Genomic DNA, 14,608 nt, shown 5'->3' with positions numbered 1-14,608 from the left:
ATCAGAATCCATTGCGGAGCAGCGTCTGTAATTCCGTCTTGCCGAGATCGCTGAGCCCCAGCGTCTGGAGCGTCCGGCCACCGCGCGCGAAATCCTCACCGCAGACCGCGCCGCCGATCGAGAGAAATGCTTTGGCGAGCGGCGTGGCCACGCCAGCCAAGCCCGCGACGGACACCAGCAGCGACAGCCCGAGCCGTAGGTCCTCACGCATGTAGCGGTGCTCGGTCAGCACGATCCGCTCGCGCCAGTCACCGGAATCGGTCAGACGGTCATGCGAGCCGCGGCCATACATCCAGATCTCGCCTTCCTTCGCGTAATGATGAGCCAGCGGGAAATGCGGCGCGCCGTAGCCGAGTGCTTCGCGCACCGCGATGCGTTCTGCGTCGAGCGCGTCGGTGACCCTGCGGATCGCGGCTTGCGTACCTTCCTTGTGAATGTCCCAGAGCTCGAAATGTTCGATTGGGCCGGCGTTCATCACGATCAACGGCGGATGAATGATCGGGCCCGCATTCATCAGTGCGCCCGACAGCGCGTCTCCGCACGCCTCGATCGCGTCTGGAAAAGCGCGTCCGATCACTTCGAGCGCGTGGGGCGCCTGATCGAGCGGGAATACGCCGACCGGGAGCCGCTTGGCGCGGATGGTGATCGCGACCTCGAACGGTCCGTGCTTGCGGGTCAGCCACGGAAGCGTGCCGGTTTCGGCAAAGCTGGTCTTGGCATGGTTGCCGGCGTCTCGCGCGGCCTGGGCGAAGATCATCGAGCCGAATGTTGCCGGCGGTAGAAAGACGACCTGACCGTTGCGCAGGTGCGGCGCGAGCAGCCGAGCGATTTCTGCTTGCGCGAAGGCAGGAGCCGGGCACAGGATCAGCTCCGTGCCATCGACGGCGTCCTCAATGTCGGTCGTGACCAGCGCCAGCTTCACGTCGTGACCGCCGTTGTGATCCTTGACCAGGATGCGCGAGCCGGCGGCGCGATGCGCCGCGACCTGATCGGCGTCGCGGCGCCAGAGCCGCACCTCATGCCCCGACAGCGCAAAATCGCCCGCGGCCGCGAAAGAGCCGTTTCCCCCACCCAGAACTGCAATCTTCAAGATGCTTCTCCTTGCGCGCGCGATTGCGCATCAAGCTGCTTCAGCAGGAAATGCTGGACCTTGCCCAGCGCCGTGCGCGGCAAATCCGTGACGAAGACGATGTCGCGCGGCACCTTGTAGCGTGCGAGTTGTGCCTGAAGATGTGCCCTCAATTGGTCCGCTTCGAGCCGGCAGCCGGGTCTCGCAATGACGTAGGCGATCGGCACCTCGTCCCAGCGCGGGTCCGGCCGGCCGATCACGGCGCATTCGCTGACCTCGGGATGTTCGAGCAGGACGCGCTCGACCTCCGCCGGATAGATGTTTTCTCCTCCCGAAATGATCATGTTCTTCTTGCGGTCGCGGACCCAGAAATAGCCGTCGGAATCGCACAGGCCGATATCGCCGGTGCGATACCAGCCGTCATGCAGCGCCTCGCGCGTCGCGGCCTCATTGCCCCAATATTCGAAGAACACATTGGGACCGCGCACCGCGATCTCTCCCGGCGTGCCCGCGGGCATTTCGTTGCCGGCCTGGTCGATCACCTTTGCCTCGCAGCACAGGCCGGCGAGACCGGTCGATCCCGCGCGCGAGAGATCGCCGCCAAGCCGCGTATAGACGGCGATCGGGCAGGTTTCGGTCGAGCCGTAGACCTGAAGCACCGGGACATCGCGCGCGACGAAACGCTCGATCAAATGCGGCGGCACGATGGTCGAGCCGGTGGCGACGGCCCTGAGTGACGAAAGATCGGCGGTCGCCCAGGCCGGGTGCTCACTGACCGCCTGGAGGATCGCAGGAACCATCACCGTCAGTGTCGGCCGCTCGCCCTCGATGGTCGCAAGCGCGGCGTCCGGCGCGAAGCGTGCATGCACCGTGACCGTAGCGCCCAGCTGCAGCGCCGGCGTGGTCTGGATGTTGAGGCCTCCGACGTGGAAGAACGGCAGCACGGTCAGCACATGGTCTTCGGATGTCATGTTGTGCATGTGCTGGCTCATGACGCCGTTCCAGAACAGCGCCTCCTGACGCAGCACCGCGCCCTTTGGCCGTCCCGTCGTGCCTGACGTGTAGACGATGAGCAGCGGGCAGCTGAGGTTGGTATGCGGATTTCGGCTCGAGCCGTCGCCGCGGGCCAGCAAATCTTCGAACGATGTGCCGCGAGGTGGCGCGAAGTCGAGGCCGACGACCCACGTCCCCACTGCCGCCTGCCCCAGCTCGGCAAGCACTCCGGAAAACGCCTGTTCGAGCACCAGGACCTTGGCGCCGGCATCTCCCAGGATGAAGAGCTGCTCGGCGACAGCCAATCGCCAGTTCAGCGGCACCAGGATCGCGCCGAGCCGGGCGCATGCGTAGAGCAGAACCAGATAATCAGGCCGATTCAGGCTTAGAATCGCAACGCGGTCGCCACGGCCGACGCCGAGCGCCTGTTTCAAGGCCGTGGCCGTTTGCTCGATGCGCGCGGCGAATGAAGCGTAACTCAGCCGCGCCCCTTCGAAGGCAATGGCCGTCTTGTCTGGCGCGAACGCCGCGTTGCGGTCGATCAGGCTACAGAGGTCCACGGTCAGTCGTCCGTTTCACCGGCCTCGTACAGCGCTTCGCGCCCGATCCGGTCGAGGCAGAGTTCGGCGGTCCAGGGCAGCATCAGCGAGCCGCAGCGGCTGTCCCGATAGATACGCTCCAGCGGCAGCGAGCGAAGCATGGCCTGACCGCCGCAGGTGCGGATCGCGAGCGCGGCGAGCTCATTGGCGCCCTCCATCACCGAATATTGCGCGGCGTAGGCGCGCAGCACCTGCTCCTTGCTCGGATTGGCGCGCGCCTCGGTCACGGCCTGGAACCAGATCCCCTTGATCTGCTCCAGCTTGATCTGCATCTGCGCCACCGCGATCTGCTTGGTCGGGTACATCCGCCGCTTGACCGGCGGCATGCCCGGGACTTCGCCGCGCAAGTAACGTACGGTGAAATCGTAGGCGGCTTGCGCCAGGCCCATATAGGTCGGCGACAGCGTCAGGAACATGTGCGGCCAGCGCATTGCGGCCTGGAAATAGACGCCGCGCGGCATCAGCGCTGAATCTTCCGGTACGAACACGTCCTTGAACAGCAGGGTCCGCGAAACCGTGCCGCGCATGCCCAGCGGATCCCAGTCGCCGACGACCGAGACGCCTTCTGATTCGGCTGATATCGCCAAGTAAAGCGTATTGCGGCGCGAAGCCTTCTCGCCTTGCTCGATCTCGGTGCAAAGCACGCCGTAATAGTCGGCGTGGCCCGAGAGCGAGGCAAAGATCTTTTTGCCGTTGACGATCCAGCCGCCCGCGACCGGCCTTGCCTCGGTGCCGAAAGCAACGCCGCCCGCAGCGGCAGCTCCGCCTTCGGAGAAGGGTTGCGAATAGATCGCACCATCCTCGACGATGCGCTTGTAATGGACCGCACGCCGCCGCTCATGCTCGGCACGGGTCTCGGTATCCATGTCGAGGTCGTCGGCGAGGGGACCCGACCACAGGGTCGAGCAGACATGCATGTTCCAGGTCAGCGCTGTGGCGCCGCAATAGCGGCCGATTTCGGCTGCCGCCAGGGCATAGGTCTGGTAATTGGCGCCGAGGCCGCCGTGCTTCTTGGGCACGGCGATACCGAGCAGGCCGACGCGATGCAGATCGCGGTAATTTTCAGTCGGGAAAGTCGCCTCGCGATCGTAAATGGCGGCGCGACCAGCAAACACGGTCTGGCCGATCTCTCTCGCGCGGGTGATGATGCCGGCCTGCTCGTTGCTCAAGCGGAATGCAGTGGGATCGAAGATCGGCGCATCCAGCGCGACCTCGTTGGTGATCCCAATCGTCTTGCCGCTTTGCATAGTCATCGCACAGTCACCTCAGGCTTTGGTCGCGAGAGAGTTCAGGAACCAGCCGAGAGCTTCGTCGAAGGCCTCGGGGCGTTCGAGATTGGCGAGATGGCCCACGCCGGCGAGCTCGACATATTCAGCTCCCGGAATAAAGGTCGCCGTCTTTGCCATCATCGGCGCAGGCGCGTTATTGTCCTTGGAGCCGGACAGCAACAGTGTGGGAACGGAGATTTGTCCGAGCGTGCTGCGCTGATCGAAGCCGATTAGCGCCAGCATCATGGCGCGATAGCTCGCCTCTGGCACCCTTCCCATGCATTCGCGGGCAACCTCCATCCCGTTCGGATCGGGATCGTCGCCGACAAGCTCCTGCACCAGCGAAGGCGCTAGCGACTTCATCGTCTCCCCGCGATCAAGCGGTCCGAGCCTTGCCGCAATGAAGGATTTCTGCCAGTCGCCGTCCGCCTTTCCGAACGCAGGGCTGGTCTGCGCCAGCACGACTGCGCGCGCCAGTTTGGGGGACTGAACCAGCCACTTCTGAACGATCATGCCGCCGATGGAATGGCCGACCAGAACAGGTCTGCTGACGCCGAGTTGCGCGATGAATTGCTGCAGCGCCTCCGCCAGGGCGGCGATACTGACGCTCGCAAGCGGCGCCGATCCGCCATACCCGGGCATGTCCCATGCGATCGCGTGGAAGCGGTCGCCGAATGTGGCAAGCTGCCGCCGCCAGGCCCGCGCCGCGCCGCCGATTCCGTGCAGGAAGATCAGCGGTATCGCGCCCGGATCGCCCGCGGCTTCGTAGGCGAAGCGTCCGTCCTTTGTTATCATTGGCACAGGCTGCGACACGCGACATCCTTCTGCTGGGCCTTCGATGCTAACAGGCCTTTCGGGGATGGGAAGCGATAATTTTATACTTAAAGCAATTTTCGGGCCGTCTCATGCGGCGGCATTTGGTACCCGAGCGCGGCTTTCGTTGCAAAAACTTGAAGGTTAAAATATATCGGAAGCAGATCACGAGATCCGAGGGAGCCAGCGCATGTCCGGATTGCCGCATTCGCCGCACGCGCTGGTCACCGGTGGCGGGCGCGGCATCGGCCGCGCGATCGCTTCCTCTCTCGTCGGCGCTGGCGCGACCGTAACAGTGCTTGGCCGGAACGCGGCGGCTCTCGACGAGGCGGTCAACGCAGGGGCTGCCCACTTTGCAGCTGTCGCTGATGTCGCGAACGAAGCATCTGTGAAGGCCGCGATCGCCGCGGCAAGTGCGCGCAAGCCGATCGACATCCTGGTTGCCAATGCGGGCAGCGCTGAGTCGGCGCCGTTCGCCAAATCAGACAGCGCGCTCTTCGGCCGCATGATGGACGTCAATTTCATGGGCGTCGTGCATGCCATCCAGGCCGTGCTGCCGGGCATGAAGGATCGTCCTTGCGGCCGCATCGTCGCGGTGGCGTCCACCGCCGGGCTCAAGGGCTACGCTTATGTCAGTGCGTATGCAGCGGCCAAGCACGCCGTGATCGGCCTGGTGCGTTCGCTCGCTCTCGAGATGGCTGGAAGCAACGTCACCGTGAATGCAGTGTGCCCCGGCTTCACCGACACCGATCTGATCGCCGGCAGCATCGACAACATCATGAAGAAGACCGGCCGGACCCGCGAGCAGGCGATCGCCGAGCTCGCAAAGCATAATCCGCAAGGACGATTGATCACGCCACAGGAGGTGGCCGACGCGGTGCTCTGGCTGTGCGGCGAAGGCGCCAGTGCGATCACTGGGCAGGCGATCGCGGTTGCCGGCGGTGAAATCTAGCGTGGCGAAGCAGGGCCGGAACATAAGATCCAAGGAGATGCCATGAGCAGACCAGCCAATCCCGTCACCGTGCCGCTTGCGGATTACTCGCCGCAGCATTTCCTGCTCGCCGTCGTCGACGGCGTTGCGACGGTCACGCTCAACCGCCCCGAACGAAAGAATCCGCTGACATTCGAGAGCTATCGGGAACTGACTGATTTCTTCCGCGCCTGCGCCTTCGACGACGTGGTCAAGTCCATCGTCGTCACGGGGGCCGGCGGTAATTTCTCGTCCGGCGGCGACGTGTTCGAGATCATCGGCCCGCTGGTGAAGATGGACACCAAGGGCTTGACCGCCTTCACCCGCATGACCGGCGATCTCGTCAAGGCGATGCGGGCGTGTCCGCAGCCGATCGTGGCCGCGGTCGAGGGCATCTGCGCCGGCGCCGGGGCGATCATCGCCATGGCATCGGACATGCGCCTTGCGGCCAGCGGAGCCAAGGTAGCATTCCTGTTCAACAAGGTGGGGCTGGCCGGCTGCGACATGGGCGCTTGCGCCATCCTGCCGCGGATCATCGGACAGTCCCGCGCTTCCGAGCTGCTCTACACCGGCCGGTTCATGACCGCGGAAGAGGGCGAGCGCTGGGGCTTCTTCAGCCGCATCGTCACGCCAGAGCAGGTGCTGCCCCAGGCGCAGGTCCTGGCCAGGCAGGTCGCCGAAGGTCCGACCTTCGCCAACACCATGACCAAGCGGATGCTGGCCATGGAATGGGCGATGTCGGTGGAGGAGGCGATCGAGGCGGAGGCCGTTGCCCAGGCGCTGTGCATGACCACCGCGGATTTCGAGCGTGCCTTCGAGGCTTTCGCCAACAAGGTCAAGCCGGTCTTCAGGGGCGACTGAGCCGGTCGCAATTATCTGCAGCCAATCCAGCGAGGGGGGCTTGCGGGAAATTATTTTAGGCTTAAAATAGTTTCATGGCCGGGTGAAGTGGCGAGGCTCCCATGAAAGTCGCGATCATCGGTGGCGGACCTGCGGGTCTTTATGCTGCGATCCTGCTCAAGAAGCAGCGTCCGGGCGCGGACATCACGGTCTATGAGCGCAATCGGGCCGACGACACCTTCGGCTTCGGCGTGGTGTTCTCGGATGCGACGCTCGACAATTTCGAAAAGCACGATCTTCCGAGCTATCGCCGCATCACCCAGGAGTTCGCTTACTGGGATGACATCGCCGTGCACTTCCGCGGCACCGTGCACCGCGTCGGCGGCAACGGCTTCTGCGGCTGCTCGCGGCGCAAGCTGCTTCTGATCCTTCAGGAGCGGGCCCGCGAGCTTGGCGTCGTCCTGCACTTCGAGGCGGACATAGAGGATGAATCCCGGTTTGCCGATGCCGATCTCGTCCTGATCGCCGACGGCATCAACAGCCGCTTTCGCGAGAAATACGTCGATCACTTTCAGCCCGAGGTCGACCTCCGCTCCAACAAGTTCGCCTGGATGGGCTCGACCAAGCCGCTCGATGCCTTCACTTTCATCTTCCAGGAGACCGAATGGGGGCCGTTCATTGCCCACGCCTATCAGTATGAAGCCGGGCACTCGACCTGGATCTTCGAGACTGATCCCGAGACGTTCGAGCGGGCCGGCCTGACGGGACTGGACGAGACGCAATCCGCCGCACGCATGGCCGACATTTTCGGCTGGTTCCTCGATGGGCACAAGCTGCTCATCAACCGCTCGATGTGGCGCAACTTCCCGATGATCCGCAGCAAGCGCTGGGTCAAGGACAACATGGTGCTGCTCGGCGACGCCAAGGCGAGCGCGCATTTCTCCATCGGCTCAGGCACCAAGCTCGCGATGGAAGACGCCATCGCGCTGGCCGAAGCCATGGAGAAGGCGCCCAGCATCAAGGCGGCGCTGGAGGTCTATGAGCACGGCCGCCGCGAGGAGGTCGAGAAGACGCAGCATGCCGCCGACGTTTCGCTGGTCTGGTTCGAGCATGTCGACCGCTTCTGGGATTTCGATCCGGTGCAGTTCGCCTTCGGCGTGATGACGCGCTCGAAGGCGATCACCTATGACAATCTCAAGCTCCGTGCGCCGGATTTCGTGGCCGAGGTCGACAAGTCGTTTGCGAGGCAGGTGCGCAGCAGCGGCTTCGACGTCGACACCGACCGGCCGATGGTGCCGCTGTTCCAGCCGTTCCGCCTGCGTGAGATGCAGCTCGCCAATCGCGCGGTGATGTCGCCGATGTGCATGTATTCGGCGAAGGAAGGCGTGCCGACTGATTTCCACCTCGTGCATTACGGCTCGCGCGCGATCGGCGGCGCCGGCCTGATCTTCACCGAGATGACTTGCGTCAGCCGCGAGGCCCGGATCACGCCCGGCTGCGCTGGCCTATGGAACGATGAGCAGGGGGCCGCCTGGCGCCGCATCGTGGATTTCGTCCACGGCAACTCGGCCGCAAAGATCTGCCTGCAACTGGGGCACGCCGGTCGCAAGGGCGCCACGAAATTGATGTGGGACGGCATGGACCGTCCCCTGGAGCAGGGCGCCTGGGATATTGTTTCGGCATCGCCGCTGCCCTATTTCCCCGACAGCCAGGTGCCGCGCGAGCTCGACCGCGCCGGCATGAATGCGGTGAGGAACGCTTTCGTCGCGGCGGCCGGGCGCGGCGAGCGCTGCGGCTTCGACATGCTCGAACTGCACTGCGCCCACGGCTATCTGCTCGCGAGCTTCATCTCGCCGCTGACCAATACCCGCACCGACGAATATGGCGGCTCGCTCGCCAACCGCCTGCGGTTCCCGCTGGAGATTTTCGAGGCGCTGCGCGCGGTGTGGCCGTCGCACAAGCCGATGTCGGTGCGTATCTCCGCGACCGATTGGGCGGACGGAGGCATCACCGGCGATGATGCCGTCGCCATCGCACGCGCCTTTGCCGAGGCGGGTGTCGATCTCGTCGACGTCTCGACCGGCCAGACCGTGCGCGATTCGCAGCCGGTCTACGGACGCATGTTCCAGACGCCCTTCTCCGACCAGGTCCGCAACGAGGCGCGCGTCGCCACGATGTGCGTCGGCAACATCACCACGGCGGACCAGGCCAACACCATTCTGGCCGCCGGCCGGGCGGACCTCGTCGCCCTCGGCCGCCCCCACCTGGTCGACCCCTTCTTCACCATGAAGGCGGCGGCCTGGTACGGGGCAAACGACGCCTTCTGCCCCCCGCAATATCTGCCCGGAAAAGATCAGATTTTCCGCAACAGCGTGCGCGACCGGCAGGATCTCGAGGAGCTGCGAATTAAGGCTAAGCCCAAGACCCGGGCCGAGCTCAAGGCGGAGGCGACAAAGCCGCTTGCGGCGGAGTGACCGCCCGTGCGACGTTAACCCATTGCCTGTGTTTCGAGTGGAGTTAGGGCGATGAAGGCGATTATCGTCGGTGGCGGTATCGGTGGTCTCACGACGGCTTTGATGTTCCGCTCGCGCGGCCTGGATTGCGAGATCTTCGAGCAGGCCGACACCATTCGCGAGCTCGGCGTCGGCATCAACACGCTGCCGCACGCGATGCGGGAGCTGGCCGGCCTCGGCCTGCTTCAGCGGCTCGACGACGTCGCTGTCCGCACCGACCAGCTCTACTATCTCAACCGCCATGGCCAGGAGGTCTGGCGCGAAGCCCGTGGCATCGACGCCGGCCACGACGTGCCGCAATTCTCGATCCATCGCGGTCGCCTTCAGGGCGTCATCCATCGCGCCGTCGTGGAACGGCTCGGGCCGGACGCAATTCACACCGGCTGCCGGCTCGGCGCGTTCACGCAGGACGAGGGCGGCGTCACCGCCTACTTCTTCGATCGCTCCGGCGCCCATGTCCACACTGCGCGCGGCGATATCCTGATCGGCGCCGACGGCATTCACTCGCGCGTCCGCGAGACGCTGTTCCCGAACGAAGGGCCGCCGTGCTGGAACGGCCTCATGCTGTGGCGCGGTGCGCGCGACTGGCCGCTGTTCCTCACCGGAAAGTCGATGATCGTGGCCGGCGGCCTCAATGCCAAGGTGGTGATCTATCCCATCGCGGAAGGATCGAGCCCGGCGAGCCGCCTGACCAATTGGGCGGTGCTGGTGAAGGTGGGCGAGGGCAATGCGCCGCCGCCGCGGAAGGAAGACTGGTCGCGGCCGGGCCGCCGCGACGAGCTGATGCCGCACGTGGCGCGCTTCTCCGTGCCCTATATCGACGTGAAGAGCCTGATCTCGGCAACGCCCGAATTCTACGAATATCCGACCTGCGATCGCGATCCCTTGCCCTATTGGTCTTCGGGCAGGGTCACGCTGCTCGGCGACGCCGCGCATCCGATGTATCCGGTGGGGTCGAACGGCGCCTCGCAGGCCATTCTCGACGCACGCTGCCTTGCGGATGCGCTCGTGCGCGCCGAGCACCCGCGTCAGGCCTTGCTCGAGTACGAGAAGAAGCGTCTGCCGATGACGGCCGAGATCGTCCGCTCCAACCGGCGCGGCGGGCCCGAGGGCGTCATCGACGCCGTCGAGCAGCTCGCACCCGACGGTTTCGACAATGTCGACAACGTCCTGAGCTATTCCCAGCGCGAGGCCATCGTGCGCGGCTATGCCACCAAGGCGGGCTTCGCCGCGGTGCCGGGACTCGCGGCGGTGCGCGCCTGACGCTTGCTGCTAGCCGCCGGGCGGCGGCGGCAGGAAGTGGATGTTGAACTCGGCGGCCATGGCCACGACATCCTCGGGTTTCTGCTCCTTCATGTTGTGAAGGCCCCAGAACAGATCGAACAGCTTGCGGCTGGGCGACACCCAGAACAGCACCTTGGCGGTCTGCTCCGACTTGTTGAAGATGCCGTGCGGCACGCCCATGCCGAGGCGTATCAGATCGCCTGCGCTTGCCTGCGACTCGGAATTGCCGAGCATGAAGTCGAGCTTGCCCTCCAGCATGTAGAGATACTCATCCTGGTCGGGGTGAATATGCGGCGGCACGAACGTGCCCGGAGGCAGTGTCGCGTGCCAGGAGAAGCTGTGCTCGGCGTAGCTCTTCGGCACATAAGTCTGGCCGAGGATGTTCCAGGAAATGCCCTGGATGCCCTCATTGGCCCGGGTGATGCCGGTGATTTCGCTCTTCATTGCAGTCCTCCCGTCACGCGATACGCAGCTTAGTTCGCCGCCTTGCAGTCCTTGGCATAGCGGTCGCCGTAGTTCTCGAACACCTTTTGGACGATCTCGGTCTGGAACTTGCCGTCCGGACGCTTGGCGACCTTGGTCAAGTAGAAATCCTGAATCGGATAACCGTTGGTGTTGAACTTGAAGGCGCCGCGCAGCGAGGTGAAGTCGGCTTTCTTGAGCGCTGCGCGAACGGCATCCTTGTTCGTCAGGTCGCCCTTCACCGCCTTGACCGCGCTGTCGATCAGCATCGCGGCGTCATAGGCCTGGAAGGCGTAGGTGCCCGGCACGACGTTGTAGGCGGCCTCATAGGACGCGACGAACTTCTTGTTCTGGGGATTGTCGAGGTTGGGCGCCCAGTTCGCGCCGCCGAACATGCCGACCGCCGCATCCTGCTGCGCCGGCAGGGTCGATTCATCCACGGTGAAGGCCGAGAGCACCGGAATGCTGTCGGCGAGCCCGGCCTGCCGGTACTGCTTGACGAGATTGACGCCGAGGCCGCCCGGCATGAACGTGAAAAGCGCATCGGGCTTCTGCGAGGAAATCTTGGAGAGCTCCGGCTGGAAGTCCAGCGTGTTCAGCGGCATGTAGGATTCCTCGACGATCTCGCCCTTGTAGTCGAGCTTGAAGCCCGCCACCGAATCCTTGCCGGCCTGATAGTTCGGCACCATCAGGTACATGCGCTTGTAGCCGCGATCCTGCGCGACCTTGCCCAGGATCTCGTGCACTTGGTCGTTCTGATAGGACGTCACATAGAAGAACGGGTTGCAGTCCTTGCCGGCAAAGGTCGACGGGCCGGCATTGGGGCTGATCAGGAAGGTCTTCGATTCCGTGATGGGCCGGTGGATGGCCTGGAGGATGTTGGAGAAGATCGGCCCGACCACGAAGTCGACCTTCTCACGCTCCAGAAGGCCCTTCACCTTGGTCACCGCTGCATCCGGCTTCAGCTCGTCGTCGACGACGACGACCTCGACGTCGCGGCCGCCCATCTTGCTGCCGAGATCCTTCACCGCGAGCGCAAAGCCGTCGCGTACCTGCTGGCCCAGCGCCGCGGCGGGTCCCGACAGGGTCACGATCACACCGAGCTTGATTTTCTCCTGGGCGAGGGCAGGGGTCACCACGGTACCGAGCAGCATCGTGGCTGCGGCCAAAGTCATTTGCGTCTTCATGATCTGTCCCTCGTGACGATTGGCTTGCGCCGCAAGCCACGTACTCCAATCCAAAGCTTATGCCGATGACGGCCGCCGCGGCAAGCCGAGCGCGAGGCGTCGCATCCTGCGAGCAGAGGTGCATGCAAGCGGCGCGCCAATTATTTGAAGCCTAAAGAAATCGGCGTGCGGTCGATTGTTGCAGCTTTGGACTTGCAGCCGGCGCGGATTTATTTGAAGCTCAAAATGTTGGGGAATGCGCGCCGGCGCCAATGCCGGCCGTGAGTGACTGCATCAACATGCTCGATTCCGAGACCAAGGCCGTCGAAACACCCGAGGACCATGCCGAAGAGCTTCGGCTGTGGCTGCGACTCTTGACCTGCACCACGCTGATCGAGGGCGAGGTGCGCGGCCGGCTGCGGCAGCGGTTCGACGTCACGTTGCCGCGCTTCGACCTGATGGCGCAGCTCGACAAGGCGCCTGACGGCATGACCTTGTCCGATGTCTCCAAGCGCATGATGGTGTCGAACGGCAATGTGACCGGGCTCGTGGAGCGCCTGGTGGAATCGGGCCATCTCGACCGGCGGACCTCGGAGACCGACCGCCGCGTCCAGGTGATCCGGCTAACCAAGCTCGGGCGTGCCGAGTTCCGCAGGATGGCCGCCGAGCATGAGACCTGGATCGCAGATCTTTTCGCCGACCTTTCGCCGAAGGACGTGCGGGAATTGATGCGCCTCCTCGCCAAGACCAAGGCGTCTGCGCAGAAATCGGCCGCCCGCCGCCGGCCATAGCCGCGCGGGGCGCGACAAGTCGCCCGTCCCTTTGCCGCATGAAAAAGCACGGGATGCCCAAAATCCCCTATTGCGCCGAATTGTTTTAAGCCTAAAATGATTTCCAGATCGTGCTGCCGGGTGCAATCCATGCTGAAAGGAGCGTGCGATGGCCAACGCCGCCAAGATTCAAGAGACGGGTTCATCTGACGGCAGTGCCGCGACGGCCCATGTCGATACGTTCGCGCGGCAACATCTGCCGCCGCGCGAGCTCTGGCCTGAATTCATCTTCACGCGGCCGGAGCTGCACTATCCATCGCGACTGAACTGCGTCGGTTATTTCCTCGATCGCTGGGTCGAGCAGGGCCAGGGCGATGCCCCGTGCGTCATCAGCCCAGCCGTGAGCTACACCTATCGCGAGCTGCAGGTGCTGGTGAACCGCATCGCCAATGTACTGGTTGGCAAGCTCGGCCTCGTCACCGGCGGGCGCGTGCTGCTGCGCTCGGCCAACAACCCGATGATGGTTGCAACCTATCTCGCGGTGATCAAGGCCGGCGGGATTTGCGTCGCGACGATGCCGTTGCTGCGCGCCAAGGAGCTGTCCTATCCGATCCAGAAGGCGGAGATCACGCTGGCACTGTGCGACGGAAAGCTCGCCGACGAGATGGAGAAGGCGAAAGCTGCGGCGCCCGGCCTCAAACACGTGGTCTATTGGGGCAATGGCGCTCCGGATTCGCTCGAAGCGCTGATCGCCGATGCCAGCCCGGAGTTCGAGGCCGTCGATACCGCCGCCGACGATATCTGCCTGATCGCCTTCACCTCGGGCACGACCGGCGATCCCAAGGGCACCATGCATTTCCACCGCGACATGCTCGCGGTCTGTGACGGCTATGCGCGAAACATTCTGCGCGCCGAGCAAAAGGATCGCTTCATCGGCTCGGCCCCGCTCGCCTTCACCTTCGGCTTCGGCGGCGTGCTGTTTCCGATGCATATCGGCGCCTCCTTCGTCGTGCTGGAGAAGACGACGCCGGACGACATTCTGAATGCGATCGAGCAGTACAGGATCACGGTGTGCTTCACGGCGCCGACCGCATACCGCGCCATGCTCGGCAAGCTCGCAGGCCGCGACATTTCTTCCCTCCGCAAATGCGTCTCCGCGGGCGAGACCCTTCCCAAGCCCACATTCGATGCCTGGCTCAAGGCGACCGGAATCAAGCTGATGGACGGCATTGGTTCGACCGAGATGCTGCACATCTTCATCAGCGCGACCGAGGACGAGATCCGCCCCGGCGCCACCGGCAAGCCCGTGCCGGGCTATGAAGCCAAGATCGTCGATGATGAGGGCCGCGACGTGCCGTCCGGAACGATGGGACGTCTCGCCGTGCGCGGGCCGACTGGCTGCCGCTATCTGGCCGACGAGCGGCAGCGGAAATACGTCCAGAACGGCTGGAACATCACCGGCGACACCTATTTGATGGATAGCGATGGCTATTTCTGGTACCAGTCGCGCTCGGACGACATGATCGTGTCGGCCGGATACAACATCGCGGGGACCGATGTCGAAGCGGCGCTGCTCACGCATCCGGCGGTCGCCGAATGCGGTGTGGTCGGTGCGCCCGACGAGGCGCGCGGCATGATCGTCAAGGCCTATGTCATTGCCGCGCCCGGCGTGACGCCTGACGCTCAGCTGGTGGCCGAGTTGCAGGAGCATGTCAAACGCGAGATCGCGCCGTACAAATATCCGCGCGCGATCGAGTTCGTCGCGCAATTGCCGAAGACCGAGACCGGCAAGCTGAAGCGCTTTGCCCTGCGCCAGCTGGCGCAGGCCGCAGTGACGTCCTCAGGCGTCGCCGCGGAATGA

At 64.3% G+C, this 14,608-nt stretch carries 12 protein-coding genes; 6 read left to right on the top strand and 6 right to left on the bottom strand.

Annotated features, from left to right (window positions below):
* Nucleotide 1 precedes the first annotated feature (1 nt).
* From BDOA9_RS29800 to BDOA9_RS29785, 4 genes are read right to left on the bottom strand one after another with little or no spacing between them, the layout of a single operon-like run.
* The gene (locus BDOA9_RS29800; protein ID WP_025037605.1) at nucleotides 2–1,090 is read right to left on the bottom strand and encodes an NAD/NADP-dependent octopine/nopaline dehydrogenase family protein; all 1,089 of its coding nucleotides are present in this window, start codon (nucleotides 1,088–1,090) and stop codon (nucleotides 2–4) included.
* Complete coding sequence (locus BDOA9_RS29795; protein WP_025037604.1) at nucleotides 1,087–2,622, bottom strand: class I adenylate-forming enzyme family protein; 1,536 nt, start codon at nucleotides 2,620–2,622, stop codon at nucleotides 1,087–1,089. Before BDOA9_RS29795 ends, BDOA9_RS29800 begins: the two co-directional genes overlap by 4 nt.
* Before the next feature lie 2 nt (nucleotides 2,623–2,624).
* On the bottom strand, nucleotides 2,625–3,914 hold the full coding sequence (locus BDOA9_RS29790) for an acyl-CoA dehydrogenase family protein (protein WP_025037603.1): 1,290 nt from the start codon (nucleotides 3,912–3,914) through the stop codon (nucleotides 2,625–2,627).
* Nucleotides 3,915–3,926: 12 nt separating this feature from the next.
* Nucleotides 3,927–4,724, bottom strand: coding sequence for an alpha/beta fold hydrolase (locus tag BDOA9_RS29785; RefSeq protein ID WP_042336806.1), 798 nt, complete (start codon nucleotides 4,722–4,724; stop codon nucleotides 3,927–3,929).
* Nucleotides 4,725–4,932: 208 nt separating this feature from the next.
* Between BDOA9_RS29785 and BDOA9_RS29780 the strand changes: the two genes are divergently transcribed.
* The 4 genes from BDOA9_RS29780 to BDOA9_RS29765 all read left to right on the top strand — a co-directional run bounded on the left by BDOA9_RS29780 (nucleotide 4,933) and on the right by BDOA9_RS29765 (nucleotide 10,328).
* A complete protein-coding gene (locus BDOA9_RS29780; protein WP_025037601.1) occupies nucleotides 4,933–5,694 on the top strand; it encodes an SDR family NAD(P)-dependent oxidoreductase in 762 nt (253 codons plus the stop codon).
* Between the two features lie 42 nt (nucleotides 5,695–5,736).
* Nucleotides 5,737–6,573: an enoyl-CoA hydratase family protein gene (locus BDOA9_RS29775; protein WP_025037600.1), complete on the top strand. Its 837-nt coding sequence runs from the start codon at nucleotides 5,737–5,739 to the stop codon at nucleotides 6,571–6,573.
* A 101-nt stretch (nucleotides 6,574–6,674) separates the two neighbouring features.
* Nucleotides 6,675–9,026 carry a bifunctional salicylyl-CoA 5-hydroxylase/oxidoreductase gene (locus tag BDOA9_RS29770; RefSeq protein ID WP_025037599.1) on the top strand — a complete coding sequence of 784 codons (2,352 nt, stop codon included), beginning with the start codon at nucleotides 6,675–6,677 and terminating at the stop codon, nucleotides 9,024–9,026.
* A gap of 51 nt (nucleotides 9,027–9,077) precedes the next feature.
* The gene (locus BDOA9_RS29765; protein ID WP_025037598.1) at nucleotides 9,078–10,328 is read left to right on the top strand and encodes a flavin-dependent oxidoreductase; all 1,251 of its coding nucleotides are present in this window, start codon (nucleotides 9,078–9,080) and stop codon (nucleotides 10,326–10,328) included.
* A gap of 9 nt (nucleotides 10,329–10,337) precedes the next feature.
* On the opposite strand, the gene BDOA9_RS29760 is transcribed toward BDOA9_RS29765, so the two are convergent.
* On the bottom strand, nucleotides 10,338–10,793 hold the full coding sequence (locus tag BDOA9_RS29760; protein WP_025037597.1) for a cupin domain-containing protein: 456 nt from the start codon (nucleotides 10,791–10,793) through the stop codon (nucleotides 10,338–10,340).
* Nucleotides 10,794–10,822: 29 nt separating this feature from the next.
* Entirely contained in the window at nucleotides 10,823–11,998 is a 1,176-nt protein-coding gene (locus tag BDOA9_RS29755; protein WP_025037596.1) for an ABC transporter substrate-binding protein, read from the bottom strand.
* 251 nt (nucleotides 11,999–12,249) lie between these two features.
* On the opposite strand from BDOA9_RS29755, the gene BDOA9_RS29750 reads away from it, so the two are divergent.
* Together BDOA9_RS29750 and BDOA9_RS29745 are read left to right on the top strand one after the other, a co-directional pair.
* Nucleotides 12,250–12,768 (top strand): MarR family winged helix-turn-helix transcriptional regulator, encoded by a 519-nt coding sequence (locus BDOA9_RS29750; RefSeq protein ID WP_025037595.1) that lies wholly within the window; start codon nucleotides 12,250–12,252, stop codon nucleotides 12,766–12,768.
* A gap of 148 nt (nucleotides 12,769–12,916) precedes the next feature.
* On the top strand, nucleotides 12,917–14,608 hold the full coding sequence (locus BDOA9_RS29745) for a benzoate-CoA ligase family protein (protein ID WP_025037594.1): 1,692 nt from the start codon (nucleotides 12,917–12,919) through the stop codon (nucleotides 14,606–14,608).

The sequence above is a fragment of the Bradyrhizobium sp. DOA9 genome, assembly GCF_000617845.2.
Classification (GTDB): domain Bacteria; phylum Pseudomonadota; class Alphaproteobacteria; order Rhizobiales; family Xanthobacteraceae; genus Bradyrhizobium.
The sequence above is the reverse complement of the archived record's forward strand: the minus strand, read 5'-3'. Positions and strand labels throughout refer to the sequence as shown.

What these genes read in the sequence shown, in the direction of transcription:
- BDOA9_RS29790 (WP_025037603.1), bottom strand. Translation starts at nt 3,914, where the DNA reads ATGACTATGCAAAGCGGCAAGACGATTGGGATCACCAACGAGGTCGCG.
- BDOA9_RS29785 (WP_042336806.1), bottom strand. Translation starts at nt 4,724, where the DNA reads ATGATAACAAAGGACGGACGCTTCGCCTACGAAGCCGCGGGCGATCCG.
- BDOA9_RS29780 (WP_025037601.1), top strand. Translation starts at nt 4,933, where the DNA reads ATGTCCGGATTGCCGCATTCGCCGCACGCGCTGGTCACCGGTGGCGGG.
- BDOA9_RS29775 (WP_025037600.1), top strand. Translation starts at nt 5,737, where the DNA reads ATGAGCAGACCAGCCAATCCCGTCACCGTGCCGCTTGCGGATTACTCG.
- BDOA9_RS29770 (WP_025037599.1), top strand. Translation starts at nt 6,675, where the DNA reads ATGAAAGTCGCGATCATCGGTGGCGGACCTGCGGGTCTTTATGCTGCG.
- BDOA9_RS29765 (WP_025037598.1), top strand. Translation starts at nt 9,078, where the DNA reads ATGAAGGCGATTATCGTCGGTGGCGGTATCGGTGGTCTCACGACGGCT.
- BDOA9_RS29760 (WP_025037597.1), bottom strand. Translation starts at nt 10,793, where the DNA reads ATGAAGAGCGAAATCACCGGCATCACCCGGGCCAATGAGGGCATCCAG.
- BDOA9_RS29755 (WP_025037596.1), bottom strand. Translation starts at nt 11,998, where the DNA reads ATGAAGACGCAAATGACTTTGGCCGCAGCCACGATGCTGCTCGGTACC.
- BDOA9_RS29750 (WP_025037595.1), top strand. Translation starts at nt 12,250, where the DNA reads ATGCCGGCCGTGAGTGACTGCATCAACATGCTCGATTCCGAGACCAAG.
- BDOA9_RS29745 (WP_025037594.1), top strand. Translation starts at nt 12,917, where the DNA reads ATGGCCAACGCCGCCAAGATTCAAGAGACGGGTTCATCTGACGGCAGT.